The sequence below is a fragment of the Ruegeria sp. K3 genome (assembly GCF_056531845.1).
Genome location: NZ_JBQFMM010000005.1, coordinates 18,003 through 44,725 on the forward strand (window position 1 = coordinate 18,003; position 26,723 = coordinate 44,725).

The following is a 26,723-nucleotide window of genomic DNA, read 5'->3' on the forward strand; positions in this document are numbered from 1 at the left end:
ACCCATGGCAAAAACCATCGTCGTCAAGCAGATCGGCTCCCCGATCCGCCGCCCCGCCGAACAGCGCGCAACCCTGATCGGCCTGGGCCTGAACAAGATGAACAAAACCCGTGAACTGGAAGACACACCTTCGGTCCGCGGTATGGTCAACAAGATCCCGCATCTGGTTGAGATCATCGAAGAGCGCGGCTAAGCGCAGTCTCTTTCGCGAATTGAAAGGCCCCCGAAGTTTCGGGGGCTTTTTTCGTGTTTGCGATTGTGTTTGTCCGCTTTGAGCCCATAGCGTACCAACCTCCGCATTGGTAATAGGGGTAAACTTATTCGGGATGATATCGCTATGAATTTTCGAACCCTATTGGTGGCTCTAGGAACAACGTGCTCCACCATGCCCGCGTTTGCGGAATGCTTTGATACGCCAACATGGCATGACGAACCTCTTACACAGTCATTTTTGGGCGGTTTGGGCGATGGCACGGAGCAAGACGTTAGGCGGGCCAGCTTGAATATGTTGCTTATGTCTAAAGAACCCGCCCACGAACAGCGGGATGGGTTACAGCGTCTTTTGATGCGTACGGCTTTGTTGCAGTTCGATGGCGATAAAGGGGCACTAAGAAAGAAACTACAAGACGGGTCGCTTTACGATGTCATTCAACTCATTGATTTTTCCCGCTCAAACCCCAGAGACCAAAGCAGGATCATCGCAGCTTACTGGCTGAACGGGTGCGTCGAGAAAGCGCTGGAATTACTTGCCGCAACACCTAACTCACTAATAAGCCAATACTATATGCCGATTGCAGTCGGAGATTCCGAACTACTTCGCACCTTCGCACAACGTCTTGAGCCGGACGGATACCAACAAAGAAGACTGCTTACTTTTACAAAGCTGCTTGAGAGCCCAGAATCCAAAGAGGAAACACTTCAAGAGTTTTTGGAATATCTGATTTCGGAAACGAAAGATGGTGATATCAACGATACGATTGATGGCGTTGGGCTACAGCTTGCTCTGGACGTCGCCCAAGGCCAACCGCCGAACTTGGAATTGTTTCCGATTGAAACGAGCTATGAACCTGACGAGATACAACTCAATGGAATGCGGTTCGCTGCCTTTGTTGCATGGATGAATGCATCCGGGTTTTGCGATGCGACTTGGAAGACGGCTTTTGTCCTCTTAGGCACATCTGCCGAAAGTATGCCGTTGAATCGCGAACTACTTGAAGCCTCAGTGATTAGGTGCCTAAAAAATCAAGACGTGTGAAATCCGACGGAGTCAAGGTCGGTTTTGTCCGCAAAGTGGACATACGTTGCATTCAGAGTAGCCTGCGTACTCCCGCTTGCCATTCCCCCACCGCATATCGGCTAGACCAAAACGCGCGTTGTTAGCGATATCGAACACTCCTATCTGAGCCTTGTCCACAAAGGAACAAATGGAAACGCCCGGGGAATACGCCTCGGAACAGAAAGGAAATTAGATATGGCACATACAGCAACACTGACACATGGCGGTTTCAACCTGAGTGCTCGTATTGCGAGCTTTGTTGAGCGCGTAAAAGAAAACCGCGCTCGGGCTGCAGAATACAGCCGCACCTATCGCGAACTGCAAAGCCTGAGCAATCGCGAGCTGGACGATATCGGCGTTCGCCGTTGTGATATCGCAGATATTGCACGCGACCACGCATATTGCGCGTAACACCTGAACCACTCACCGTTGAAGAGGCGCCAATCTGGCGCCTTTTTTGGTTTTGGCAATTGTGATGGATCAAACCTTGCAACGCAGGGCACAACGCTGTAGAGCGCTCCGGTGGATTTCCATCCACGAGAATCAAAATCAAGAAATGCCGTGTTTGGCCCATCACGCTTCGGGGGTCACATCCGGCTTAGGAGAAGCGAAATGAAACTGAACGAATTGCGCGACAATCCTGGCGCCGCACCTAAACGCACCCGCGTTGGCCGTGGTCCCGGTTCTGGCAAAGGTAAAATGGGTGGCCGTGGTATCAAAGGCCAGAAATCCCGTTCGGGTGTGGCCATCAATGGCTACGAAGGCGGCCAGATGCCGCTGTACCAGCGCCTGCCCAAGCGTGGCTTCAATAAGCCGAACCGCAAGGCATTCGCCGTTATCAATCTGGGCCTGATCCAGAAATTCGTCGACGCCGGCAAGCTGGACGCCAAAGCTGCGATCACCGAGGACGCGCTGGTTGCGTCCGGTCTGGTCCGCCGCAAGCTGGACGGTGTCCGCGTTCTGGCCAAAGGTGAAATCACGGCCAAAGTGAACCTGGAAGTCACCGGTGCTTCGAAATCTGCTGTTGAAGCGGTTGAGAAAGCGGGCGGCTCACTGACGGTCACAAAAGCTGCTGCGGCAGAGTAAGCGCTTGTGAGCGGGCGCAGACCCGCTTACATAGACCTCAGAGTTTTCCAAGACGCCGCCCGAGCCGGAAAACGGTTCCGGGCGGTGTTTTCATAAGAGAGACCGATTTATGGTATCAGCAGCAGAACAAATGGCAGCCAACACAAGCTGGGCTGCTTTGGGCAAAGCCACCGATCTGCGCAACCGCATCCTGTTCACGCTGGGTTTGTTGATCGTCTATCGTCTGGGCACCTTCATTCCGGTCCCAGGTATCGACGGGCAAGCCCTGCGTGAGTTCATGGAGCAAGCGGGGCAGGGCATCGGCGGCATGGTTTCGATGTTCACCGGCGGGGCGCTGGGGCGGATGGGTATCTTTGCCCTCGGCATCATGCCCTATATCTCGGCCTCGATCATCGTGCAGCTGCTGACATCGATGGTTCCCGCGCTCGAACAGCTCAAGAAAGAGGGCGAGCAAGGGCGCAAGAAGATCAACCAATACACCCGTTTCGGTACCGTGGCTCTGGCCACCGTTCAGGCTTATGGTCTGGCGGTTTCGTTGGAATCGGGCGATCTTGCGACCGATCCGGGCATGTTCTTCCGTATGTCGACCATGATCACTTTGGTCGGCGGCACCATGTTCCTGATGTGGCTGGGCGAGCAGATCACCGCACGCGGCATCGGTAACGGTATCTCTCTGATCATCTTCGTTGGCATTATTGCCGAGGTTCCCGCCGCTCTGGCGCAGTTCTTCGCTTCGGGCCGCACCGGTGCAATCAGCCCCGCCGTGATCGTGGGTGTGATCATCATGGTCATCGCCGTGATCACCTTTGTGGTGTTCATGGAGCGGGCCCTGCGCAAGATCCATATCCAATACCCGCGCCGTCAGGCTGGTATGAAAGTCTACGAAGGCGGCTCGAGCCACCTGCCGGTCAAAGTGAACCCGGCGGGTGTGATCCCTGCGATCTTTGCAAGCTCGCTGCTGTTGCTGCCGGTAACGATCTCGACCTTCTCGTCGGGCGCCACAAATGGCCCGGTGATGTCGTGGCTGCTGGCCAACTTCGGCCCCGGACAGCCGCTTTATCTGCTGTTCTTCGCTTCGATGATCGTGTTCTTCGCCTATTTCTACACGTTCAACGTGTCGTTCAAGCCGGACGATGTGGCGGACAACCTGAAAAAGCAGAACGGTTTTGTACCGGGTATCCGTCCGGGCAAGAAAACCGCCGAGTATCTGGAATACGTCGTCAACCGCGTGCTGGTTCTGGGTTCGGCCTATCTGGCGGCCGTTTGTCTGCTGCCTGAAATCCTGCGGGGCCAGTTTGCTATCCCGTTCTATTTCGGCGGCACCTCGGTTCTGATTATCGTCTCTGTGACCATGGACACGATCCAACAAGTCCAGAGCCACCTGCTGGCGCATCAATACGAAGGGCTGATTGAAAAGTCCCAGCTGCGCGGCAAAGGCAAGAAACGCGGCAGAAAGGGAGCTGCTCGTCGATGAACATCATTCTTCTCGGCCCCCCGGGCGCAGGCAAAGGAACGCAGGCGCGTAACCTGGTTGAAACCCGCGGTATGGTGCAACTCAGCACCGGAGACATGCTGCGCGAGGCGAAGACCTCGGGCACGGAAATGGGCCAGAAGGTTGCTGCGATCATGGACGCGGGCAAGCTGGTCACCGATGAGATCGTGATCGGCTTGATCGAAGAGAAACTGACCACCGAAAAAGGTGCCGGTTTCATCTTTGACGGCTTCCCCCGGACGCTGGCACAGGCAGACGCGCTGTCGGCTCTGCTAACCAAGCTGGGCCAGTCGCTGCATACGGTGATCGAGATGCGTGTGGACGATGACGCGCTGGTGGACCGGATCACGGCGCGGTCAACCTGCGGCGGATGTGGTGAGGTCTATAACGACAACACCAAGCCGATTCCTGCGGATGGCAAATGCACCAATTGCGGCAAGGAAAATGACTTTGTCCGTCGCGCCGACGACAACGAAGACAGCCTGCGCACGCGGTTGATGGAATACTATAAAAAGACCTCTCCGCTGATTGGTTACTACTACGCCAAAGGCGATCTGCGTCCGGTGAACGGGCTGGCGGATATCAAGGAAGTTACGGCGTCGATTGAAGCTGTTTTGGGGTGATGCAGTCGACGACTGTTCCGGTTCCTGAAGATCTTGAAGAAGCATTCGAAAGATATGGAGAGCTTATAAAGGCGGAAAGCACTACGTTCAGGCAACGAACCTTGCCTGCTATTTGTGTGTTTACGGCTATCTTTATGTTTGGTCCGATACTCGGTTTCTTTCCACCGCTCAAATCGACAATATCGGTTGCCATCTTATTTTCTCTTCCATTCCTTGCTTTTAGATTTTTTGGAGGGAAACTCAGTGCAGAGCGTGAAGAGATACAGTGTAAATTTTCGGATCAAGGCCTCCGGATTTGCCACGATATGTCGCATCGGGTCGATGTGGTGAGGGAATGAAATTCCAACCTCACTTTGTATGGCTTGACGATCCTCTTAAAAGTCTCTACGCACCCCCATCCCTAAAGGGAATCAAGACCGCATGCGGGATTCGTCCCAATTGCCCCGACCACCTCGAATAATACTGGACCCTCTGGCGTCACTGCCACGGTCAAGTGTTGTGAAAAAAGGTTCCGGAGTTACGGAACCGCAACAAAAAGGAAAGTGACACGTGGCACGTATTGCCGGCGTAAACATCCCGACTGCAAAGCGGGTACCAATCGCCCTCACATATATCACCGGTATCGGAAACACCTCGGCCAAAGCGATCTGCGAAGCCGTAGGCATTGAAGCGCACCGTCGCGTCAATGAACTGTCCGACGCCGAAGTTCTGGCCATCCGCGAGCACATCGATGCAAACTTCACCGTCGAAGGTGACCTGCGTCGTGAAGTTCAGATGAACGTCAAGCGCCTGATGGACCTGGGCTGCTATCGCGGTCTGCGTCACCGCCGCAACCTGCCGGTTCGCGGTCAGCGTACCCACACCAATGCTCGTACCCGCAAAGGCCCCGCAAAGGCCATTGCCGGTAAGAAGAAATAAGGGAGGGTCTGACCGATGGCACGTGATAAGACTCGCGTTAAGCGCAAAGAGCGTAAGAACATCGCATCGGGCGTTGCCCATGTGAACTCGACCTTCAACAACACCAAGATCCTGATCTCGGACGTACAGGGCAACGCCATCTCGTGGTCGTCTGCCGGTACCATGGGCTTCAAGGGATCGCGGAAATCGACCCCCTACGCCGCTCAGATGGCTGCAGAAGATGCAGGCAAAAAGGCGCAGGAACATGGCGTCAAGACGCTGGAAGTCGAAGTTCAGGGCCCCGGTTCGGGTCGTGAATCGGCTCTGCGTGCGCTGGCTGCAGTGGGCTTCAACATCACGTCGATCCGCGACGTGACCCCGATCGCTCACAACGGCTGCCGTCCGCCGAAGCGTCGTCGCGTCTAAGCGATTTTGAATTAGGCTGGGGCTGTGTTTTTGCACGGCCCCAGCACGTCATTTTGAACCTCGGGCGTCTGCACCTTGTTGGTCATGGGGCGCGGACAGGAATGGAGGGATTACATGATCCATAAGAATTGGGCAGAATTGATCAAGCCGACCCAGCTTGACGGCAAGCCGGGCAACGATCCCGCACGTCAGGCAACCCTGGTTGCAGAACCGCTGGAACGTGGCTTTGGTCTGACCCTGGGCAACGCGCTGCGCCGTGTTCTGATGAGCTCGCTGCAAGGCGCGGCCATCACCAGCGTTCAGATCGACAACGTCCTGCACGAGTTCAGCTCGGTTGCCGGTGTACGTGAGGACGTCACCGACATCATCCTGAACCTCAAAGGCGTGTCGCTGCGCATGGAAGTCGAAGGCCCCAAGCGCCTGTCGATCAATGCCAAAGGCCCCGCAGTAGTTACCGCTGGCGACATCAGCGAAAGCGCTGGCATCGAGGTTCTGAACCGTGATCACGTCATTTGCCACCTGGATGATGGCGCAGACCTGTTCATGGAACTGACCGTCAACACCGGCAAGGGCTATGTCTCGGCTGAGAAGAACAAGCCCGAAGACGCACCCATCGGCCTGATCCCGATCGACGCGATCTACTCGCCGGTCAAAAAGGTTGCCTATGACGTTCAGCCGACCCGTGAAGGTCAGGTTCTGGACTATGACAAGCTGACCCTGAAAATCGACACCGACGGTTCGATCACGCCCGAGGATGCGCTGGCATTTGCCGCACGCATCCTGCAGGATCAGCTGTCAATCTTCGTCAATTTCGACGAGCCGGAATCAGCTGGCCGCCAGGACGAAGACGATGGTCTGGAGTTCAACCCGCTGCTGCTGAAGAAAGTGGACGAGCTGGAACTGTCGGTCCGTTCGGCAAACTGCCTGAAGAACGACAACATCGTTTACATCGGCGATCTGATCCAGAAGACCGAAGCCGAGATGCTGCGCACTCCGAACTTCGGCCGCAAGTCGCTGAACGAGATCAAGGAAGTGCTATCCGGCATGGGTCTGCACCTCGGCATGGATGTCGAGGACTGGCCGCCCGACAACATCGAAGATCTGGCCAAGAAATTCGAAGACGCGTTCTAAGCGCGTCTTCACAAATGCCCGGGCTGCCGGGGACCATATGGGCACTTCCGCCCCAAGGAGAGCCGGTGACACGCATCGCCGGCCAGACAAAGCAAAACGCGAAAGAAGGAACTAGAAAATGCGTCACGCACGTGGTTATCGCCGCCTGAACCGTACTCATGAGCACCGCAAAGCTCTGTTTGCAAACATGGCTGGCTCGCTCATCGAGCATGAGCAAATCAAAACAACTCTGCCCAAGGCAAAAGAACTGCGCCCGATCGTTGAAAAACTGATCACTCTGGGCAAGCGCGGCGACCTGCACGCCCGCCGTCAGGCCGCAGCACAGCTGAAAGAAGACAAAGACGTCGCCAAGCTGTTCGAAGTTCTGGGCCCTCGTTACGCCGAGCGTCAGGGCGGTTATGTCCGTATCCTAAAAGCAGGCTTCCGCTATGGCGACATGGCTCCGATGGCGATCATCGAATTCGTTGACCGCGACATCGACGCCAAGGGCGCGGCCGACAAAGCTCGTGTTGCCGCCGAAGAGGCCGCAGACGAAGAATAAGCCTTGGCTATATCTGAGTTTCAGCCCCCGCGTCGCAGACGCGGGGGTTTTCTTTTGCTCTGTGTGAAAATTCAAGTCGGCCTAAATTTAATTGCTTTCGGCTTTCAGAATACCATCCGCCGACGCTCCCGCGGACAAATTGGCGTCAGAGAAATCCTCTGTCTCTGGCAGTTCCAGATGAAGAGACGACGTGTGATCGATTTTGATCTTTCCCCGGGTCAATGTGTAATCAAGTACGTGCCCACCGGTGGTCCGGTCGTCAGAGATGAAATGCAAGTGGTAACCCGGTACGCCGATCCCGACTGCGTAGTCAGGGCAGCGGAACCCGAGAATAGTTCCCTCCACGTTTTCCAATTCAAACTCGGCCTGCGTTTTGACCACTTCCAGCAAAGGTCTGTATGGCCGTTCCTGTTTCAAAACGTTTCGATACCTAATGTGTTTGATCAATCCGGTGAAACGAACCGCATAAAACAGGTTCTTTGCATCGGCCATGTCATCCAAACCCTCCTCGAAATCGGATTTGTTAACCGGAGAATCCAACGCAAGCGAAATCGTTGGTTTGAAGTCAATGACGGCTGCGTATGGTGTCAGCGCGCCGTTATCCGCAATTGTCGCTTTGCCTTCCCCATCCAGGCGATAAGCGACACCATCCAGCACCACCATTTCTCCGTCCAGGGCGTTGAAGGTACCGAGACCGAAATCTCCGTGTTCCAGCAGCTGACCGATGGAAACAGTCCCATCATAGACCCCCTGCATGACGGCACTCAGTAGTGAGGCCTGGTAATACTCGTGGGCGTGCTCTTCCCGCACAAAGCTCTTATTTCGATGATGAGAGGCAAGGGCCGTTGCAAAGGTCAATTCCCGGTCTTGGTGCATGGTCGTTCCCTCTGATTGGATTCAGCGCCAAGTCCAACACATAGCACAATTCCTTGTGAAACTTTTGCAACGCTTTGCGAAGCCATAATGCTCAAGCAGGATATTTGTGCGAATAGCTCAAAAGAAAGCGGTAGGTCCTCAGCATTGTCGAAGGCAGCGGGTTATGTCGCTTGCAATCTTTGCATCGGCCCCGCATATCCGGTTGGCGATATTGCCGGAGGGCCGATGATGCTAAGACTATTGTGTTCCCTAGTATTGCTGATGGGCGCAATACCGGCAGCCGCGGAGACGCAGGTACCAAAAAGCCAGACCGAAATCAGCCTCGGGTTCGCCCCTGTCGTAAAGCAGGCTGCCCCGGCGGTTGTGAACATCTACGCCAAGATTGTGCGCGAAGGGCGGGCAAATCCACTGTTTTCTGACCCGTTCTTTCAGGACTTCTTTGGCCGTGGATTTGGGACGCCACGCCCCCGTGTGCAGAATTCGCTCGGCTCTGGCGTGATCCTCACTGGTGATGGGTATGTGGTGTCAAACTACCACGTTGTGGGGATGGCATCGGAAATTCAGGTCGTGACTACCGACCGTCGTGAATTCACTGCCGAAGTCGTTCTGGGTGACAAAGAAAGCGACATTGCAATCTTGCGGCTGAATGAGGCAAGCGATCTGCCGTTCCTGCAGATGCGCGATTCCGATCAGGTTGAAGTAGGAGAGCTGACGCTGGCGATTGGCAACCCCTTCGGCGTTGGCCAAACTGTTTCGTCAGGTATTATTTCAGGGCTGGCGCGCACAGGAACCGCAACCGGAAACGCAAGAGGGTACTTCATTCAAACCGATGCGGCGATAAACCCGGGCAATTCCGGTGGCGCGCTGATCGATGTGAATGGTGATCTGATTGGTATCAATACTTCAATCCTGACCCGCTCGGGCGGGTCGAACGGTATCGGCTTTGCCATTCCGGCCAATTTGGTAGCCGAATTCCTGCGGCAGGCGCAGTCTGGAAACGAAAGCTTCGTAAGTCCTTGGGCAGGAATGGCCGGTCAACACATGAGCGCGGACATAGCCGAGTCTCTGGGTATGGCCATCCCTCTAGGTGTGGTGATTTCTGACTTGCATGAACTGAGTCCGCTGGCAGAAGCGGGTCTGCGGGTCGGTGACGTTGTCACTCATGTCGACGGAGACGAGGTGAATTCTCCGGCCGAGATGAAATTTCGCATGGCTGTTGCCGGGGTAGGTGGAAAGTCGGTCCTGACTCGGCTGCGGGGCGAAGACCGCTCGGATATTGAAGTGGCGCTGATCAAACCGCCTGAAACGCCTGCGGCGGATGAGACTACGCTGGACGAGGATACGGTCATGCCAGGTCTGATCGTTTCGGGTGTAAATCCGGCGGTGATCGTAAAGCTTGGCTTGTCGCTGTCTCAGACCGGCGTCGTAGTGGTTGATCCGAACCGCTATGGCGGCCGCGCAGGATTGCGTGTGGGCGATGTCGTAAAAGGTATCAACGGAACCAGAACCGAGACACCGGAGGATATCGTTCAGGCACTGACCGATCCAGTTCGCCGGGTACAGATGGAGATTGAGCGGGGAAGCCGGTTAATCTCATTGCGGTTTCGGTTGTGATCCGTGAGTGATTTGTTCGATACCGGTTCTGCGGAACCAACCGCGTCGCCGCACCGGCCGCTTGCGGATCGCTTGCGCCCACAATCCCTGTCTGAGGTGATCGGGCAAGAGCAGGTTTTGGGACCAGATGCGCCATTGGGGGTGATGCTCGCGTCAGGTAGCCTATCCAGCCTGATCTTCTGGGGCCCGCCGGGTGTGGGAAAGACAACCATCGCCCGGTTGCTGGCGCAGGAGGCCGATCTGCATTTCGTGCAGATCAGCGCGATTTTTACCGGTGTGCTGGATCTGAAGAAGGTATTTGAGGCTGCTAAAATCCGTCGTCAAAACGGGCAGGGCACCTTGTTATTTGTTGACGAAATCCATCGTTTCAATAAAGCGCAACAGGACGGGTTTCTGCCGCATATGGAGGACGGCACGATCCTCTTGGTTGGCGCGACGACCGAAAACCCTTCCTTCGAGTTGAACGCGGCGGTACTCAGCCGGTCTCAGGTGCTGGTTCTGGAACGCCTTAGCCTTGCTGATCTTGAGCGTTTGACACAACGCGCCGAGAAAGAGCTTGACCGCGCCTTGCCGATAACGTCTGCCGCCCGCGAGGCGCTGCAGGAGATGGCGGATGGCGACGGTCGCGCACTACTGAACCTGATTGAACAGGTTGCTGCTTGGAAAGTGGACGCCGATCTGGACCCGGATGCATTGTCGACGCGCCTGATGCGGCGGGCCGCAAAATACGACAAATCGGGGGATGAGCATTATAATCTGATCTCAGCCCTGCACAAATCGGTGCGTGGATCGGACCCTGACGCGGCGCTGTATTGGTTTGCGCGGATGCTGACTGGCGGCGAAGACCCGCGCTATCTGGCGCGGAGGATCACGCGGATGGCGGTTGAAGATATCGGTTTGGCCGATCCTCAGGCGCAATCGATCTGCCTGCACAGTTGGGAAACCTACGAACGACTGGGCTCGCCCGAGGGCGAGTTGGCACTGGCGCAGGCGTTGGTGTATCTGGCGCTCGCTCCGAAATCTAACGGGGCCTATGTGGGGTATAAGGCGGCGATGCGGCTGGCCAAGCAATCGGGCAGTGAACCGCCACCCAAACATATCCTGAACGCTCCGACATCGCTGATGAAGGATCAGGGATATGGTGCAGGGTATGCCTATGACCACGATGCCGAAGATGGGTTCTCGGGTCAGAACTATTTCCCGGATGATATAAAGCGCCCGGTTCTCTATCAGCCGGTAGAGCGTGGTTTTGAGCGCGAGCTGAAAAAACGGCTGGAATACTTCGCCAAGCTGAGAACGCAACGCAATCAGGGCTAGACTTGACTCTGCACCCGATGCGCGCGACAGACGCGCATGATTTCTAAGGCACTGAAACAAGCACAATCCGGGCGGATCAGCCGTGCGGAACAAGGGGCAATGGCATGAGCGGCGTACAGGTGATCACCGTAGCAGAGGGCGATGGCGACCAGAGGCTGGATCGTTGGCTGCGCCGCCTGTTTCCTCATGTCAGCCAGGGCAGGATCGAGAAGATGTGCCGCAAGGGTGAACTGCGTATCGACGGCGGTCGGGTCAAGGCCTCGACCCGGTTAGAGGTGGGGCAGTCCGTGCGTGTGCCTCCGCTGCCGCACGCGGATCACAAGCCCGCAGTCGTGAAGCATCGTGTCTCAGACGCTGACGCAAAGATGATCCAGTCTTGCGTGATTTATAAAGACGATCACGTGCTGGCGCTGAACAAGCCGCATGGCTTGCCAGTTCAGGGTGGCAGCGGTCAAACCCGCCATGTGGACAGCCTGTCCGAAGCGTTGCGCTTTGGGTATGACGAGAACCCGCGCCTTGTGCATCGTTTGGATAAGGACACATCTGGCGTTCTGCTGATGGCCCGTACGCGCGAGGCCGCCAAAGGGCTGACAGCAGCCTTCCGGCACCGAAACACCCAAAAGATCTATTGGGCGCTGGTAGCTGGTGTTCCAACTCCGTACCTGGGCGAAATCAAGACCGGGCTGGTCAAGGCACCGGGGCATGGTAAGCATGGCGAAGGCGAGAAGATGATCGCTGTTCATCCGAGCGAGGTGAACGATACGCCCGGCGCGAAACGCGCGCATACGCTCTATGCAACGCTCTATCGCGTTGCAGGGCGGGCAGCCTGGGTCGCGATGGAGCCGGTGACGGGGCGGACCCATCAGCTGCGCGCACATATGGCGGCGATCGGCCACCCGATCATTGGCGATGGGAAATATGGCGGCTCGGGGCAGGAAAACCTCGGCGATGGCTGGGGCGCGCAGTTGGGAGGTATCATCAGCAAAAAGCTGCACCTCCACGCCCGCAGCCTGTCCTTTGAACACCCGATGACCCGCAAACCCATCTCGCTTACGGCGCCTTTACCGGATCATATGAAACACAGCTGGGATACGCTGGGCTGGACCGAAGACCTCGCTGCAGATGATCCGTTTGAGGAGTTGCGATGAACGCTCCATTGCGGCTGGTCCTGTTTGATGTGGATGGCACTCTGGTCGATAGTCAGGGTGCCATTGTTTCGGCAATGACCGCCTGTTTTCAGGCGCAGTCACTGCCGGTCCCGGATCGTGACGCGATCCTGTCCATCGTCGGTTTATCTCTGCCCCATGCAATGGCGCGTCTGGCAGCAGATCAGTCCGAACGGATACAAGACGCATTGGTTGACGGTTATAAGCAGGCCTATCACGCGCAAAGGTTGGAGCAGGGCGCCGCAAGCTCGCCGCTTTATCCCGGTGCGCGCCAAGTGATTGACGCTCTTCACGCTCAGCCCGAGGTACTTTTGGGAGTGGCCACAGGCAAGTCTCAGCGCGGGCTTGATGCGCTGCTTGAAGGGCATGGGTTGCAGCAGCATTTTATTACTCGTCAGGTTGCAGATCACCACCCGTCCAAGCCGCACCCGTCGATGATAGAAACAGCTTTGGCTGAAACGGGCGTGCCGGCTGCGCAAGCCGTCATGGTGGGCGACACCAGCTTTGACATGGATATGGCCGCAGCCGCGCAGGTTGCCGGGATCGGTGTCAGCTGGGGTTATCACGATCGTCGGGTACTGACGGCTGCGACACATGTGATCGAAACATTCGAAGAATTGCCAGGCGCACTGGCCAAGATCTGGGGCTAAAGAGATGAGCGACTGGAAACCCAAACGCTTCTGGACGACAAGCACGGTCGTTGAGACCGACGTGGGCTATACGGTTGAACTGGATGGTCGGCGGGTCAAAACGCCCGCCAAGGCTGCGCTAGACCTGCCCACGCGTGCCATGGCCGAGGCCGTTGCACGGGAATGGGATGCACAGGAAAAAGAAATCGATCCGACCACGATGCCATTCACCCGTTCGGCCAATGCGGCGATCGACAAGGTGCGGCACCAGCATGGTGAGGTTGCCGATATGCTGGCCGATTACGGCGACTCGGATCTGCTGTGTTATCGGGCGACCCATCCCGAAACGTTGCAGCAACGGCAGTCCGAGGCCTGGGATCCTGCATTGGATTGGGCTGCGGACGCCCTGGGCGCGCGGTTGATCCCGCGTGCAGGGGTGGTGCATCAACCGCAAGCTGCCGAGGTGCTGCAAGGCCTGCGTGACCGGGTGCATGGACTGAATGCGTTCCAGCTGGCGGCGTTTCATGACCTCGTCAGCCTGTCGGGGTCATTGATTCTTGGTTTTGCGGCAGCCCAGAATTGGCGCAAACCGGACGAGATATGGCGCATTTCTCGGCTGGACGAGCTTTGGCAGATCGAACAATGGGGCCACGACGATGAGGCACATGCTGCCGCCGAAGTGAAACGGGCCGCCTTTCTGCACGCAAAGCAGTTCTTTGACCTCTCGTTCTGAGACGGATTCTCGTCAAATCGTGAATTTGTGTCCGATTCTGGCAGAAAAGACCTATCGTTTTCCCTGATCCAGCCCTTGACGTTTGTTGATGAATACGCCCAAACTCGGGCCACTAAAGGGGAGACACCTTTTGGGTAACCTTTCTGGCGCCTATGCGCCGGATCGAACCGTTCCATTCAGGGATGGAAAATCAGGAAGAGGTAAAAATGAAAAAATCCGTAATTTTGGGCGTGGCAACCATTGCCGGCCTGGCTGCTGGCGCGGCTGCAGCGGGTACCGTTGACGACGTGAAAGCCCGCGGCAAGCTGAACTGCGGCGTTGCAACCGGCGTACCCGGCTTTGCCAGCCCCGATGCCAATGGTGAGTGGCAGGGTTTTGACGTGGCCGTATGCCGCGCGGTAGCCGCTGCCGTTCTGGACGACCCAAGCGCCGTAGAGTTCATCCCGACCACCGGTAAAACACGTTTCACCGCGCTGGCTTCGGGCGAGATTGACATGCTGGCCCGTAACACCACGTGGACCTTCAGCCGCGACGTCGACCTGAAGTTCGAATTCGTCGGCATCAACTACTACGATGGTCAGGGTTTCATGGTTCCCAAGGCACTGGGCGTCAGCTCGGCCAAGGAACTGGACGGTGCAACCGTTTGTATCCAGACCGGCACCACCACCGAGCTTAACCTGGCGGATTTCTTCCGTATCAACAACATGAGCTACGAGCCGGTTCCGATCGAAACCAACGCCGAAGCGCAGCAGCAGTATCTGGCTGGTGCCTGTGACGTTTACACCACCGACGCATCGGGTCTGGCTGCTACGCGCGCCACCTTTGAAAACGCAGGCGACCACGTGATCCTGCCCGAAATCATCTCGAAAGAGCCGCTGGGCCCGCTGGTCCGTCACGGCGATCACGAGTGGGGCGATGTGGTCCGCTGGACCCTGAACGCACTGATCGCAGCGGAAGAGCTGGGTGTAACCTCGGCGAACATCGACGAGATGTCCAGCGGTGCCACCGACAACCCAGAGGTAAACCGCCTGTTGGGTACCGAAGGTACGCTGGGTGAGATGCTGGGTCTGGACGCGAACTGGGCACAGCGCGCGATCAAAGTCGGCGGTAACTACGGCGAAGTGTTTGCCAAGAACATCGGTGAGGAAACCCCGATCGGTCTGGCACGCGGCCTGAACGCACAGTGGACCGATGGTGGCCTGCTGTACGCACCGCCTTTCCGCTAAGATCCACGGAAAAGGGCGCGGGGGAACCCGCGCCCTTTTTCCTTCCATAAGAAACACGCCCGGAACGATCTGAGCAGAGGCAAACTCTGCCAACATCCGGGATGCACGGGGATATACATAGGTCATGACGACACTCACTGACCCGCCGAAGGAGCACTTCCGGCTGTCCATGCTCCTTTATGATACGCGGTACCGATCTGCGACCATTCAGGTCATAGCGATGATCGGTTTCATGCTTCTGGCAGCCTGGATTATCAACAACACCATTCAGAACCTTGAAACGCTGGGCAGAACAGTCGGGTTCGACTTTTTTGCCGAACCGGCCAGCTATGACATCAACCAACGCCTGCTGGAATACGACTCGCGCGATACCCATCTGCGCGCAGCGTTTATAGGCCTGCTAAACACTCTGGTTGTTGCAGTTCTGGGCTGTATCACAGCAACGATCATCGGTGTCATGGTCGGTGTTTTGCGCCTGTCGAATAACTGGCTGATCGCGCGGATCATGACAGTCTATGTCGAGATGTTCCGTAACGTTCCAGTGCTGCTTTGGATCGTGTTCGCCATGGCGATCCTGATTGAAAGCCTGCCAGCACCGCGCGCCTTCCGAGGTGAAAACCCAGAAGCCACGATGGATCTTTTTGGCACGGTCGCGGTCACAAATCGCGGGGTCTATATCCCCGAGTTTCTGTTCTCGCGCGGATTGGGCGATATCCACCTTTTCGGTACATCAAGCCTGCGCTTTGATGTTTCGCTTGACCTGATCGCCTTCCTGATCGTGTTTGGCGGCAGCATCTTTGCGATGCGTAAGGTTTCGGCCTGGGCCAATTCAACGCAAGAAAAGACCGGCGATCGCCCGACCATCTGGCACATCCAACTGGGCCTTTTGTTCGTGCCGTCAGCTATCCTGCTGGGCGTTCTGGGTTTTCACCTGGGCTACCCTGAGCTGAAAGGCTTCAACTTCAGCGGCGGTACCCACCTTCGTAACTCGCTGATTGCCTTGTGGCTGGCCCTGTCGCTGTACACTGCGGCATTCATCGCCGAGATCGTGCGCGCTGGTATTCTGGCTATTTCCAAGGGTCAGACCGAGGCTGCATCCGCACTGGGCCTGCGCCCGGGCCGGACCATGCGTCTGGTGATCTTGCCGCAGGCGTTGCGGGTGATCATCCCGCCAATGATCTCGAACTATCTGAACCTGACCAAGAACTCGTCGCTGGCGATCGCGGTCGGATATATGGACATCACGGGTACGCTGGGTGGCATCACAATGAACCAGACCGGTCGCGAGCTGGAATGCGTTCTGCTGCTGATGCTGGTCTACCTGTCCATCTCGCTGAGCATTTCGGCGGTGATGAACTGGTACAACAACCGTGTCAAACTGGTGGAGCGGTAATATGAGTGATGTTTCATTTGTCCGCACGGAAATGTTGCCGGAACAGGCACCACCCGCCTCCGAGGTCGGTGTACTGGGCTGGATCAAGCATAACCTGTTTTCAAGCTGGCTGAACGCCATCCTGACGATCGTATCGCTGATCTTCATCTACTATGTGCTCTCCAACATCCTGTACTGGACGTTCGAATCCGTTTGGAACGCCAATTCCCTGTCGGAATGTCGTGAGATCATGATGGCCACCTGGGGCGATACGCATGGTCATGCCTGCTGGGGTGTGATCAAGGATCGTTGGCTACAGCTGCTATATGGGTTCTATCCGCCGTATCCGGCGCATCCGGATGCCACATGGTCGAACCCGCCTGAAACAGGGGCATGGCCGGCCTATTTCCGTCCGAACCTAACCTTCATCCTGTTGTTGGTTGCTATTGCGCCAGTGTTGTTCACTAAGGTGCCGCGTAAGCTGTTGATTGTAACGGCGGCTTATCCGTTCCTGCTGCCTTGGCTGATGTGGGGTGGCTCGATCTGGGGGCCGCTCATGGTCGCCGCCGGATTTGCCATCGGGTATTTCGCGTACAAGTTTGCGCTTCCGGTTGCCGGGTCTCTTGCCGCGATTATCCTTGCGATTGCGCTGCCCATACTATGGTGGCTGTTTGCTGCCGGTTCCGTGGCTGACGCAATCAATGCAATCATTCCGATCGGTATCGCGCCGGTGGAAAGCCGCGACTTTGGTGGCTTTATGCTAGCGATCCTGTTGGGTGTCGTGGCCATTGGTGTTTCGCTGCCTATCGGTATCGTGCTGGCGCTGGGTCGTCAGTCCGATCTGATGATCGTCAAATACCTGTGCGTGGGCTTTATCGAGTTCATTCGGGGCGTGCCGCTGATTACCCTGCTGTTTGTGGCATCGCTGTTGCTGAACCTGTTCCTGCCGCCGGGCACTAATTTTGACATCATCCTGCGGGTGATGATCATGATGACCCTGTTCTCGGCCGCCTATATGGCCGAGGTGATCCGGGGTGGTCTGGCCGCCCTGCCGCGTGGTCAGTACGAAGGCGCAGACAGTCTGGGCCTGAACTACTGGCAGGCGCAGCGGCTGATCATCATGCCACAGGCGCTGAAAATCTCGATCCCGGGCATCGTGAGCACGTTCATCGGTATCTTCAAGGATACGACTTTGGTCTCGATCATCGGTCTGTTCGACGTGATTGGCCTGACCAACGGCATCCGCGCCGATACCGCCTGGAACGGCGTCTACTGGGAACTGTTTGCCTTTATCGGCGTTCTGTTCTTCGTGGTTTGCTTCTCCATGTCCCGTTATTCCATGTACCTGGAGCGCAAGCTTCAGACTGGCCACCGTTAAGGAGTTCAACACATGTCTGAACTTGCAATTGAACGCGAAATCGACCGCTCCAAAATGCAGGTGAGCGACGAAATCGCCATCGAAATCACCAACATGAACAAGTGGTACGGGGCCTTCCACGTGCTGCGCGATATCAATCTGACCGTCAATCAGGGCGAGCGGATCGTGATCGCGGGGCCGTCGGGGTCGGGCAAGTCTACCCTGATCCGCTGCCTGAACGCGCTGGAGGAACACCAGCAGGGCACGATCATTGTGGATGGGACCGAGCTGTCGAATGACCTGAAAAACATCGACAAAATCCGGTCCGAGGTTGGCATGGTGTTCCAGCACTTCAACCTGTTCCCGCACCTGACCATTCTGGAAAACTGCACGCTGGCCCCGATCTGGGTGCGCAAGACGCCCAAGAAAGAGGCCGAAGAGCGCGCGATGCATTTCCTGGAAAAGGTGAAGATCCCTGAGCAGGCCGACAAGTATCCCGGTCAGCTATCGGGTGGTCAGCAGCAGCGTGTGGCGATTGCCCGCTCGCTGTGCATGATGCCACGGATCATGCTGTTCGATGAACCGACATCGGCGCTGGACCCCGAGATGATCAAAGAGGTGCTCGACACCATGATTGAACTGGCCGAGGAAGGCATGACGATGCTGTGTGTGACCCACGAGATGGGCTTTGCCCGCCAGGTCGCCAACCGCGTGATCTTTATGGATGCCGGTCAGATTGTGGAGCAGAACGAACCGGAAGAGTTCTTCAACAACCCGCAGAGCGAACGGACCAAGTTGTTCCTCAGCCAGATTCTGGGACACTAAATTCGGATCAGAAAACCAAAAAGGCGGGGTGTCGACCTCGCCTTTTTCTATTGCAGCAGCTCGCGTGGGATCGTGAAGCCCAGAACCTCACCCTGATGCCATTCGAGCGCATTCCAGTCGGGGATATCGAACCGGACTACAGTCGTTGCACAAGTCGGATAGTCGTAGAATCTCGAATGATCGGGCTGGTTGCGTACCAGCCGATTTGCAAAAGCAGCGATGCCGGGATTATGCCCCAGCATTAGTACGGTATTGCCGGTGGCTGTGGCCAATTCGGCGAACATCTCATCGGGGCCTGTCAGATACAAGGCGGGGGTAAAGCGGATTTCCGGGGTGCTCAGCCCCAGCCTGTCCCACGTTTCCCGGGTGCGCTTGGCGCTTGAGCAGATAACGTCATCCGGCAGCCAGCCATTGCTTTGCAGCCACGCCCCAATCGCGGGGGCCGATTTGCGTCCTCGATTGTTCAACGGGCGGTCGTGATCTTCGGCAAAGGGATCGCCCCAACTGGACTTGGCATGGCGCATTAGGATCAGTGTGCGGGTCATGATCGGTGAAATGCTTTCATGTGATGCGCAGATTGCTCTGGCTGGCGCTCTGCGCCGGCGCTGAGAGGGCAGGCGAGCCGGGCAAGGCAGCCTTTATTCATGCAGCTGTGTCCTGCTTTGGTATCGAGATGATCATGACAGGCTGCCACGTCATAGAAGCTGTGGGTGTTCAATGCCCCAACCGGACAGGTTGTTGCACAAGGCGCGGGGCATTCTGTGCAGGGTGACGATTGAGAAACGGATGGAATTGAGAACTCATCCGCAAAATGCAACGCACCACGGAATGACATCATCATCCCTACCGTATCGTGCACCAGGGCCCCGACCGGACTGCTGAAGGTGCGACCGGACTTAAGTGCCCAGTCAATGAAGGGTGCGTATGGTGGGTCGCCGAACGGATAGTAGGCGGTGCCCCTCATGTCCCGCGCAAGCTGGCCGATCACCCGTCTGGACCAGCGATCAACCGGGTCGGGTTGGCCATCCTGCCACTCAGCCGAGGCCTTCAGAGCGGGCCAGAATGCCCCCGCAGCCCCCAGAAGGATTAGGGTTCCGTCATCAAGTTGCTTTGCTTCACTGGGCCTTGGATGAAGTGCACCCATGACCATAAGACCCACATCCTGAGCAGCTTGTTCAACAATTCGATAGGGTTCGGTGATTGGCATCATTGTTACCGCATTATGCCCGCTCTGCCGCGCCATACCACCTCCGACGTCTCAGTCAGGTCGGATCAGAGAACCGGCACCGTGTTCGGTGAACAGCTCTAGCAGCACCGCATTAGGCGCGCGCCCGTCCAGAATAACGACCGCCCGAACGCCATTATGCAGCGCGTCCAGCGCAGTTTCGGTTTTTGGGATCATACCACCCGCAATAGTGCCTTCACGCGTCATCTCACGAATCTGGCCAGCTTTGAGCTCGGTCACGACATCGCCTGCTGCGTTCTTGACGCCCGCTACATCGGTCAGCAGTAGCAGGCGGTCTGCCTTAAGAGCTGAGGCGATCGCCCCGGCTGCAGTGTCGCCATTCACATTGAAGGTTTCGCCATTCCGACCTGCGCCCAGCGGCGCGATCACAGGGATAACATCATGCGCAAACAGGTCATGCAGGATTTTGGGGTTCATCTCGGACGGTGTGCCGACAAACCCGAGCGAGGCGTCGGTCTGTTCGCACATCATCAAATGGGCATCCTTGCCCGACAGACCCACAGCCATGCCACCCTGCGCATTGATCGCCTGCACGATCCGCTTGTTCACAAGGCCCGACAGGACCATTTCGACCACTTCGACTGTGGCTTTGTCCGTCACGCGTTTACCACCCACAAACTCGGACTGGATATCCAGTTTGTCGAGCATCGCATTGATCATTGGGCCACCGCCGTGCACGACGACCGGGTTTACGCCAACCTGACGCATAAGCACCACATCGCGCGCAAAGCTTTCCATGGCTTCGTCGCTGCCCATGGCGTGGCCACCTAGCTTGATGACGACAATCGCACCGTCGTATCGCTGCAGATAGGGCAGGGCGCTGTTCAATGTGGCGGCGGTGGCGATCCAATCCCGGTTCATATCTCGTGTCTTCATGGCTGAGTGTCCCTCTGGGACCCTGTGTTAGGGCGTTTGGAGGATGGTGCCAAGACCGGATCGCGGAAACAGCCAATCTGAACGGGCCGTACCCGATGGGCGCAGCCCGGCTTCCTTAGCTCATGACTTGGATATTGCTGAACAACGTCACTCCAGATGCGCAATGATCGAACGCAGGGTCGGAATGCCGTCGCCCTTCTCGGATGAGGTCAACACGATCTCGGGGAAGGCCGCAGGATGTTTCGAAAGCGCGGCGCGCACCTGGTCCAGCACTTTTTCCCGGTCTTTTGCTTTGACCTTGTCGGCCTTTGTCAGAACGCACTGAAAGGTCACTGCGCTGGTATCCAGCAGCTTCATGATCTCGGCGTCCACAGGTTTCACCCCGTGGCGCGAGTCGATCAGGACGAAGGCACGGCGCAGGGTCTGACGTCCACTCAGATACTGTTTCAGCAGACGTTGCCATTTTTCCACGACCTTCACCGGCGCGTTCGCATACCCGTACCCAGGCAGGTCGACCAAATAGAGTTCAGGCCCTTGCGTGAAAAAGTTGATTTCTTGAGTACGCCCCGGCGTGTTCGAGGCACGTGCTAACCCCTTGGTGCCCGTTAGCGCGTTGATCAAGCTGGATTTACCGACATTCGAACGCCCGGCGAAACATACCTCCAGCCGATCGGGGGCAGGCAGGCCATCCATGGCAACGACGCCTTTGACGAATTCGGATGGCCCGGCAAACAGCTTTCGACCGGTTTCCGTTGCGAATTCATCTGGCGTTTCAGCTAGTGGAAAGGGAAGTGGGGTCATAGAACCTGAACCTCGTCACCGGTGTGAATGGTGCCGCCTTCCAGAACTTCGGCATAAACGCCAAAATCCTGATGATCCCAGCTGCTCAGCGCACCCAGTGTGTCGGCATCCCGCTCACCCGTATCAGGGTTGGCGGCTGTCGCCAAACACCGCGTGATGCGTTCGCGCACATGAAAAACGGCCTCGCCGATCCGGATGTCGCGGCCAATCCAGTCGAGCTCATTCCACAGCGGCAGGCCATCGAACCAGATATTTCCGCGCCAGCGAGCGATAGAAAGATCCCTGCCTAGCTTCTGCTCGACCGCCCGATGCGACGACATGTTGCACAAACTGATCGAAGGAAAATCGCTGTCCGTCATGCCGCGATTAGCGGCGCGGACAATGCGGGCAGACGCAGCGCGATCTGCAGGCATCAGCGGTTTGACCCAGTCCAGAAAGGTGTCCTGATGCGCGTCGGGCTCAAAGCTTAGATCGGGGCGATTGGGATGGCTCAGCGTGACCGAGTCGCCTTGCAGCTGCGCCGAGATTGCCATCAACTGAGGGGCCTTCGCGCCTCGGCTGAAATTGGCGCAGGGTGCCCATTCCGATCCATCCGCTTTCGACGCCTCATGTGCAACCGCCCAAACACGATCCCCGGGCATGGTATGCCCGGGGATCATGGTAATGCGATCAAGGCGTTCACGCCCGTGACTTTTGATCGGGTGCCGCCAAATGCTGGTGACCGAACCGCTCATTTGTCGTCCGTCTTTGGCGTGCGTTTGAAGCCTGATTTGATGTTGCCGAATACATCGGGCGTATAGCCCTGGCTCCGCATGATCAGGTATTGCTGGGTAAATGTGATCGTGTTGTTCGCGATCCAGTAGACCACCAAACCGCTGGCAAATCCGCCCAGCATGAACATGAACACCCATGGCATCCAGGCAAAGATCATCGCCTGTGTTGCATCGGTCGGTGCCGGGTTCAGTTTCTGCTGCAGCCACATCGAGATACCCAGCAGCAGTGGCAGGATACCGATAAAGATCAGCGCCATGAAGCTTTCAGGCTGCGGTGCCGCCCAAGGCAGCCAACCAAAGAAGTTGAAGATTGAGGTAGGATCCGGAGCGCTGAGGTCCTGGAACGGGCCAAACCATGGGGCTTGACGCAGTTCGATGGTGACAAAAATCACCTTGTACAGCGAGAAGAAGATGGGGATCTGCATCAGGATCGGCAAACAGCCTGCGGCCGGGTTAACCTTTTCCTTCTTGTACAGCTCCATCATGCCTTGCTGCATCTTCTGGCGGTCATCCCCTGCGGCCTCTTTCAAGGCTTCCATCTGGGGCTGCAGTTCCTTCATCTTGGCCATCGAGACGTAGGATTTGAAAGCCAGCGGGAACAGAATCGCCTTGATGATCAGGGTCAGGCCGATGATCGACCAGCCCATATTGCCGATCAGCAGATTGATGTTGTGTAGCAGCCAGAAGATCGGCTTGGTCAGGAAGAAGAACCAGCCCCAGTCGATGCTGTCGATGAATTTCTGGACGCCTTCCGCCTGGTATTCCCGAATGGCTTCCCATTCCTTGGCACCAGCGAACAGGCGTGTGGTCACTTCGGCAGTCTCACCCGGCGCTACAGTCAGCGTCGGCAGCACCGTTTCGGTTTGATAGATTTTGCGGCGCGAGTCATATTTTGCGGCTGCTTTGAAGGTCGAGCCCGGCTCTGGGATCAGCGTGGTCATCCAGTAGTGATCCGTGAAGCCGATCCAGCCATCTTCCTTGACCTGATAGACCTCGGCCTGCGCCCGTTCGTTCGGGTCGATGTCAAAATCGCGGACATCACCATAGTCAACTTCTGACAGCGTGCCGTCCGCCATGCCGATCACACCCTCATGCAGGATGAAGAAGTTTTTCAGGCCCGGAAGGTCGCCGTCTTCACCAATACCGTGGCGTGCAAGAATGCCATAGGGGGCCATGCCCACCTCGGATTGGGTCGCGTTTTCAACCGATTGGGTAACTGTGAACATGTAGTCCTGGTCGACCGCGATGGTGCGGCGGAAAGTCAGGCCATTGCCATTGTCCCAGGCCAGCGTGATGGGGTTGTCTACGCCAAGCGTCTCACCCTCTTCCAATGTCCAGAGCGTGTTGGGGCCCGGGACATCCGCACCTGCAACTCCTGTACCCGGTGCCCAGCCGTAAAGGGCATAGTAAGCCGATTCCGAACCAACCGGAGACAGCAGCTCAACAATAGGCGCGCCTTCTTCGATCGAGACTTTGTAATCTTTCAGAAACAGCTCATCGATCCGCCCGCCGGACAGGGACAGGCTGCCTTTCAGACGGGGGGTGTCAATGTTGACGCGAGGGGCTTGTTCCTCTGGCAGTGTTTCCTCGGCGGTCGCTGTGGCTTCACCCACGGTGCTGGTCGCGCTGGGTGTTTGCACCTCGTCGCCTTCCAGAGCTGCAATTTCTGCAGCGTCCTGCGTCGTGGTTGATTCCGGCGGTGGGAACAGCACGAACCAGACAAGGATCACCAGAAAGCTGAGCGCGGTTGCAAGGATGAGATTTTTGTTCTGATCGTCCATCGGGGACAGCCACCTTGAGCAGTGAAACACACCCGGTGGGTTCAACAGAGTGCAGCCCCAAAGGTCAAGCGGAATCGCCCGTTGAATCGCCCAGACGCTGGATTTGGCGCACCGTAATTGCAGATTTCATCCCATTTTGCGACCGATCTTGGATGCACCCCTGATCTTGGCACGATGCGCCGCGATCCAATCCAGGGTCTGCTCAAATGGCATTGGCTCTCCAATTCCGAACCCCTGAACGTGGTTACTGCCCAATTGCGCCATCAGCGCGTGCTCGCCGGGCGTTTCCACGCCTTCGGCGAGCGTCTCGAGGTTCAGACGTTCAGCCATGGTCAGAATGGCGCTGACCAGTTGCTGCTGGCTGGGATCTTGATCCGATTTGGTGACAAATGTCCGATCAATCTTGATCCTCGAGACGTCAAACCGCTTGATCGAGGCGATCGAGGCATGGCCGGTTCCAAAGTCATCCAGGTCGATACAGCATCCAAGCGCAGCCATGCCGGTTACATTCCGCGTGATCACGTCATCCGGCCTGCGCGAGAACACGGTTTCCAAAATCTCAACCGCCAGCCGATCCGGTGTCAAATCAAACTGATCCAACTCCCATTTCAGGCGGTCGATCAAGCCGGGATTGCGCAACTCATCGGATGAGAAATTGATACCGATCCGGGGCACAACGCATGCTGCACGATCCCAAGCTTGCATCGCTTTAAAAGCATGGTGACGCATGATTTGGCCTAGCCGCTCCATCAGTTCGGCTTGCTTGGCGAAGGGCAGGAATACCTGCGGGCTGAGAACACCTTTTATTGGATGCTCCCACCTTGCCAAAGCCTCGAACCCTGTGATGTTCCCATTATCCGTTGAAACCTGAGGCTGAAACCAGGGCCGAATCTCTCCATTGTCCAATGCCGCCTCGAACTCTTTTCTCAAATTGGCTCGGACCAGGGATCGCCGACGGGTCCCGGTTGAATAAGCGCGTATGGTCGAGGGACCGCTTCTTTGCGCTTCGGACAGTGCAGCGGTGGCGGCGCCAATCCACTCATCAGCCTCGACCTGTCGCAGGTCTGAATGCAGGCAGAATCCGATTGAGCAGGATTGGTAAACTCCTGTGCCATTCAACAAAAGCGGCTCTTCGACTGCGCTTTGGATGCGGCCAGACATTTGAATGCAGGCTTCCAGATCAAGATGTGGGGAGGGATGCAGGCCAATGAGAAACCGGTTCTGATCGATCTGCGAAAAGATGTCCTGATTTCGGATGATCGACAGGATACGATCACTGAATTGCTGCTTTACATGAGTGGCGGCAGCCTGACCGTGCAGATCCTGAAGCTCGGCATAGCCGTCCAAAGCAATTGCGATACAGGCGGCATTCTCACCTGATTTGCTGACCGATTCACTCAACGCCTCCAACTCTGATTGGAATACGTCATATGGAACCAGGCCGCTGGGGCGCATACCTGAACTGTGGGCTGTATAAGAACGGCTTCCCCAATTTCCGATGACGGCAAAAGCAAGGGGCAAACCCAAAGCCGTGGTAACAAGTGCACGTTCACCGACCAACCAGAAGGCGGCTAAACACGCCGCGGGAATAAATGCCAGAACCTGCGGTCCGGTGAGAAATATCCGCAGCGTTTCGGAACAACGGTCGACAAACAGGAATTTCCGCATAGGTTTTACGGCCTTCAGCTTGGGCTAGGATCGCGCAAGCCAACCGTAGGAAATCAATCTGAGTCAGGCGTTAACGTAACTGGGGAATATCGTCTGAATTTTCGTCTTTTTGAATCGGATCGATCGAAAGATTTGCGAAATCAAACAGTTTTGGGTCCAGAAGATGCGAAGGCCGCGCATTGGTCAATGCCCGAAACATCACTTGTCGCCGGCCGGGGCTGTTCTTTTCCCACTGATCGAGGATCTGCTTGACCTGTTGGCGCTGCAGCCCGTCCTGACTGCCGCACAGATCGCAGGGTATGATGGGATAGTTCATCGCCTTGGCGAATTTCTCGCAATCCGCCTCGGCCACATGGGCCAGCGGGCGATAGACGAACAGATCACCTTCTTCATTCACCAGTTTTGGTGGCATGGTTGCAAGACGACCGCCATGGAACAGGTTCATGAAAAAGGTTTCAAGGATGTCATCGCGGTGATGGCCAAGCACAACTGCGGAACAACCTTCCTCGCGCGCGATACGATAGAGGTTGCCCCGACGCAGGCGTGAACACAGCGCACAATAGGTGCGGCCCTGCGGAACTTTGTCCATCACAACGGAATAGGTGTCCTGATACTCAATCCGATGTGGCACCCCCATACGGTCTAGGAATTCTGGCAGGACTGTTGCCGGGAACCCCGGTTGCCCCTGATCCAGATTGCAGGCCAGAAGATCCACGGGCAGCAGACCGCGCCATTTCAGTTCGTAGAGCACCGCCAGAAGGGTATAGCTGTCCTTGCCGCCCGACAGGCAGACCAACCAGCGGGGTGTTTTACCTTCGGCGGTGCGGTCCACCATGCCGTACTGCTCAATGGCCTCGCGCGTCTGGCGCACGATGCGCTTGCGCAGCTTCTTGAACTCGGTGGTTGAAGGCGCACCGGCAAAAAGCGGATGGATATCGTCGGCTTCATCAAACATGGGCTGGGCCTATCGCAGTTGGGTGAACCGGGCAAG

Annotated in this window: 28 protein-coding genes; 19 read left to right on the forward strand and 9 right to left on the reverse strand. The window is 56.7% G+C overall.

Translation table 11 applies throughout. The annotated features are described in order from the left end of the window. Nucleotides 1-4: 4 nt before the first annotated feature. From rpmD to rplQ, 10 genes are all read left to right on the forward strand, one after another. Nucleotides 5-193, forward strand: a complete 189-nt coding sequence (gene rpmD / locus ACR0MP_RS10390; RefSeq protein ID WP_170402795.1) for a 50S ribosomal protein L30 — start codon at nt 5-7, stop codon at nt 191-193. Between the two features lie 192 nt (nt 194-385). Beyond that, on the forward strand, nt 386-1,255 hold the full coding sequence (locus tag ACR0MP_RS10395; RefSeq protein ID WP_480886688.1) for a hypothetical protein: 870 nt from the start codon (nt 386-388) through the stop codon (nt 1,253-1,255). A gap of 216 nt (nt 1,256-1,471) precedes the next feature. Further along, complete coding sequence (locus tag ACR0MP_RS10400; protein ID WP_170402789.1) at nt 1,472-1,687, forward strand: DUF1127 domain-containing protein; 216 nt, start codon at nt 1,472-1,474, stop codon at nt 1,685-1,687. Between the two features lie 201 nt (nt 1,688-1,888). Continuing rightward, nucleotides 1,889-2,362: a 50S ribosomal protein L15 gene (gene rplO / locus ACR0MP_RS10405; RefSeq protein ID WP_170567425.1), complete on the forward strand. Its 474-nt coding sequence runs from the start codon at nt 1,889-1,891 to the stop codon at nt 2,360-2,362. A gap of 109 nt (nt 2,363-2,471) precedes the next feature. Further along, nucleotides 2,472-3,836 carry a preprotein translocase subunit SecY gene (gene secY, locus ACR0MP_RS10410; protein ID WP_170737469.1) on the forward strand — a complete coding sequence of 455 codons (1,365 nt, stop codon included), beginning with the start codon at nt 2,472-2,474 and terminating at the stop codon, nt 3,834-3,836. Further along, nucleotides 3,833-4,477, forward strand: a complete 645-nt coding sequence (locus tag ACR0MP_RS10415; protein WP_170737472.1) for an adenylate kinase — start codon at nt 3,833-3,835, stop codon at nt 4,475-4,477. Before secY ends, ACR0MP_RS10415 begins: the two co-directional genes overlap by 4 nt. 549 nt (nt 4,478-5,026) lie before the next feature. Next, nucleotides 5,027-5,395, forward strand: coding sequence for a 30S ribosomal protein S13 (rpsM, locus tag ACR0MP_RS10420; protein WP_008757392.1), 369 nt, complete (start codon nt 5,027-5,029; stop codon nt 5,393-5,395). Nucleotides 5,396-5,410: 15 nt separating this feature from the next. Continuing rightward, on the forward strand, nt 5,411-5,800 hold the full coding sequence (rpsK, locus tag ACR0MP_RS10425; protein ID WP_008757289.1) for a 30S ribosomal protein S11: 390 nt from the start codon (nt 5,411-5,413) through the stop codon (nt 5,798-5,800). A gap of 114 nt (nt 5,801-5,914) precedes the next feature. Then, nucleotides 5,915-6,931 carry a DNA-directed RNA polymerase subunit alpha gene (locus ACR0MP_RS10430; RefSeq protein WP_010437127.1) on the forward strand — a complete coding sequence of 339 codons (1,017 nt, stop codon included), beginning with the start codon at nt 5,915-5,917 and terminating at the stop codon, nt 6,929-6,931. A 118-nt stretch (nt 6,932-7,049) separates the two neighbouring features. After that, the gene (gene rplQ / locus ACR0MP_RS10435) at nt 7,050-7,472 is read left to right on the forward strand and encodes a 50S ribosomal protein L17 (protein ID WP_170392888.1); all 423 of its coding nucleotides are present in this window, start codon (nt 7,050-7,052) and stop codon (nt 7,470-7,472) included. An 87-nt stretch (nt 7,473-7,559) separates the two neighbouring features. Here the strand turns inward: rplQ and budA are convergent, their stop codons facing one another. After that, nucleotides 7,560-8,348: an acetolactate decarboxylase gene (gene budA / locus ACR0MP_RS10440; RefSeq protein WP_170402783.1), complete on the reverse strand. Its 789-nt coding sequence runs from the start codon at nt 8,346-8,348 to the stop codon at nt 7,560-7,562. A 228-nt stretch (nt 8,349-8,576) separates the two neighbouring features. On the opposite strand from budA, the gene ACR0MP_RS10445 reads away from it, so the two are divergent. The 9 genes from ACR0MP_RS10445 (at nt 8,577) to ACR0MP_RS10485 (ending at nt 18,587) form a co-directional block, all read left to right on the forward strand. Further along, a complete protein-coding gene (locus tag ACR0MP_RS10445; RefSeq protein WP_170737474.1) occupies nt 8,577-9,962 on the forward strand; it encodes a trypsin-like peptidase domain-containing protein in 1,386 nt (461 codons plus the stop codon). 3 nt (nt 9,963-9,965) lie between these two features. Further along, nucleotides 9,966-11,279, forward strand: a complete 1,314-nt coding sequence (locus ACR0MP_RS10450) for a replication-associated recombination protein A (protein WP_480886690.1) — start codon at nt 9,966-9,968, stop codon at nt 11,277-11,279. Between the two features lie 104 nt (nt 11,280-11,383). Beyond that, on the forward strand, nt 11,384-12,427 hold the full coding sequence (locus tag ACR0MP_RS10455; RefSeq protein WP_170402777.1) for an RluA family pseudouridine synthase: 1,044 nt from the start codon (nt 11,384-11,386) through the stop codon (nt 12,425-12,427). Next, nucleotides 12,424-13,095 carry an HAD-IA family hydrolase gene (locus ACR0MP_RS10460; protein ID WP_170737479.1) on the forward strand — a complete coding sequence of 224 codons (672 nt, stop codon included), beginning with the start codon at nt 12,424-12,426 and terminating at the stop codon, nt 13,093-13,095. The genes ACR0MP_RS10455 and ACR0MP_RS10460 overlap by 4 nt, the downstream gene beginning before the upstream one ends. A 4-nt stretch (nt 13,096-13,099) precedes the next feature. Beyond that, nucleotides 13,100-13,807: an ATP12 family protein gene (locus tag ACR0MP_RS10465; protein WP_170392883.1), complete on the forward strand. Its 708-nt coding sequence runs from the start codon at nt 13,100-13,102 to the stop codon at nt 13,805-13,807. Nucleotides 13,808-14,013: 206 nt separating this feature from the next. Then, entirely contained in the window at nt 14,014-15,033 is a 1,020-nt protein-coding gene (locus tag ACR0MP_RS10470) for an amino acid ABC transporter substrate-binding protein (protein ID WP_170392882.1), read from the forward strand. 124 nt (nt 15,034-15,157) lie between these two features. Continuing rightward, nucleotides 15,158-16,426, forward strand: coding sequence for an ABC transporter permease subunit (locus tag ACR0MP_RS10475; RefSeq protein ID WP_170392881.1), 1,269 nt, complete (start codon nt 15,158-15,160; stop codon nt 16,424-16,426). Between the two features lies 1 nt (nt 16,427). After that, nucleotides 16,428-17,783: an amino acid ABC transporter permease gene (locus tag ACR0MP_RS10480; RefSeq protein WP_480886693.1), complete on the forward strand. Its 1,356-nt coding sequence runs from the start codon at nt 16,428-16,430 to the stop codon at nt 17,781-17,783. A gap of 12 nt (nt 17,784-17,795) precedes the next feature. Further along, a complete protein-coding gene (locus ACR0MP_RS10485; protein ID WP_304621965.1) occupies nt 17,796-18,587 on the forward strand; it encodes an amino acid ABC transporter ATP-binding protein in 792 nt (263 codons plus the stop codon). Nucleotides 18,588-18,634: 47 nt separating this feature from the next. Here ACR0MP_RS10485 and ACR0MP_RS10490 read toward each other — a convergent pair whose 3' ends face one another. The 8 genes from ACR0MP_RS10490 to ttcA form a co-directional block, all read right to left on the reverse strand. Then, nucleotides 18,635-19,132: a SixA phosphatase family protein gene (locus ACR0MP_RS10490; protein ID WP_170402764.1), complete on the reverse strand. Its 498-nt coding sequence runs from the start codon at nt 19,130-19,132 to the stop codon at nt 18,635-18,637. Further along, complete coding sequence (locus ACR0MP_RS10495; protein ID WP_480761626.1) at nt 19,129-19,830, reverse strand: ferredoxin; 702 nt, start codon at nt 19,828-19,830, stop codon at nt 19,129-19,131. Before ACR0MP_RS10495 ends, ACR0MP_RS10490 begins: the two co-directional genes overlap by 4 nt. Before the next feature lie 15 nt (nt 19,831-19,845). Further along, nucleotides 19,846-20,709: an acetylglutamate kinase gene (argB, locus tag ACR0MP_RS10500; RefSeq protein WP_170392876.1), complete on the reverse strand. Its 864-nt coding sequence runs from the start codon at nt 20,707-20,709 to the stop codon at nt 19,846-19,848. A gap of 147 nt (nt 20,710-20,856) precedes the next feature. Further along, nucleotides 20,857-21,510 carry a ribosome biogenesis GTP-binding protein YihA/YsxC gene (gene yihA / locus ACR0MP_RS10505; RefSeq protein ID WP_170402761.1) on the reverse strand — a complete coding sequence of 218 codons (654 nt, stop codon included), beginning with the start codon at nt 21,508-21,510 and terminating at the stop codon, nt 20,857-20,859. Beyond that, nucleotides 21,507-22,244 carry an MOSC domain-containing protein gene (locus ACR0MP_RS10510; protein WP_170402759.1) on the reverse strand — a complete coding sequence of 246 codons (738 nt, stop codon included), beginning with the start codon at nt 22,242-22,244 and terminating at the stop codon, nt 21,507-21,509. Before ACR0MP_RS10510 ends, yihA begins: the two co-directional genes overlap by 4 nt. Next, nucleotides 22,241-24,064 (reverse strand): membrane protein insertase YidC, encoded by a 1,824-nt coding sequence (gene yidC / locus ACR0MP_RS10515; protein ID WP_170737482.1) that lies wholly within the window; start codon nt 24,062-24,064, stop codon nt 22,241-22,243. Before yidC ends, ACR0MP_RS10510 begins: the two co-directional genes overlap by 4 nt. A 126-nt stretch (nt 24,065-24,190) precedes the next feature. Continuing rightward, entirely contained in the window at nt 24,191-25,732 is a 1,542-nt protein-coding gene (locus tag ACR0MP_RS10520; RefSeq protein ID WP_170402753.1) for a GGDEF domain-containing phosphodiesterase, read from the reverse strand. A gap of 70 nt (nt 25,733-25,802) precedes the next feature. Then, nucleotides 25,803-26,687 (reverse strand): tRNA 2-thiocytidine(32) synthetase TtcA, encoded by an 885-nt coding sequence (ttcA, locus tag ACR0MP_RS10525; RefSeq protein WP_170402750.1) that lies wholly within the window; start codon nt 26,685-26,687, stop codon nt 25,803-25,805. Nucleotides 26,688-26,723: the final 36 nt, after the last annotated feature.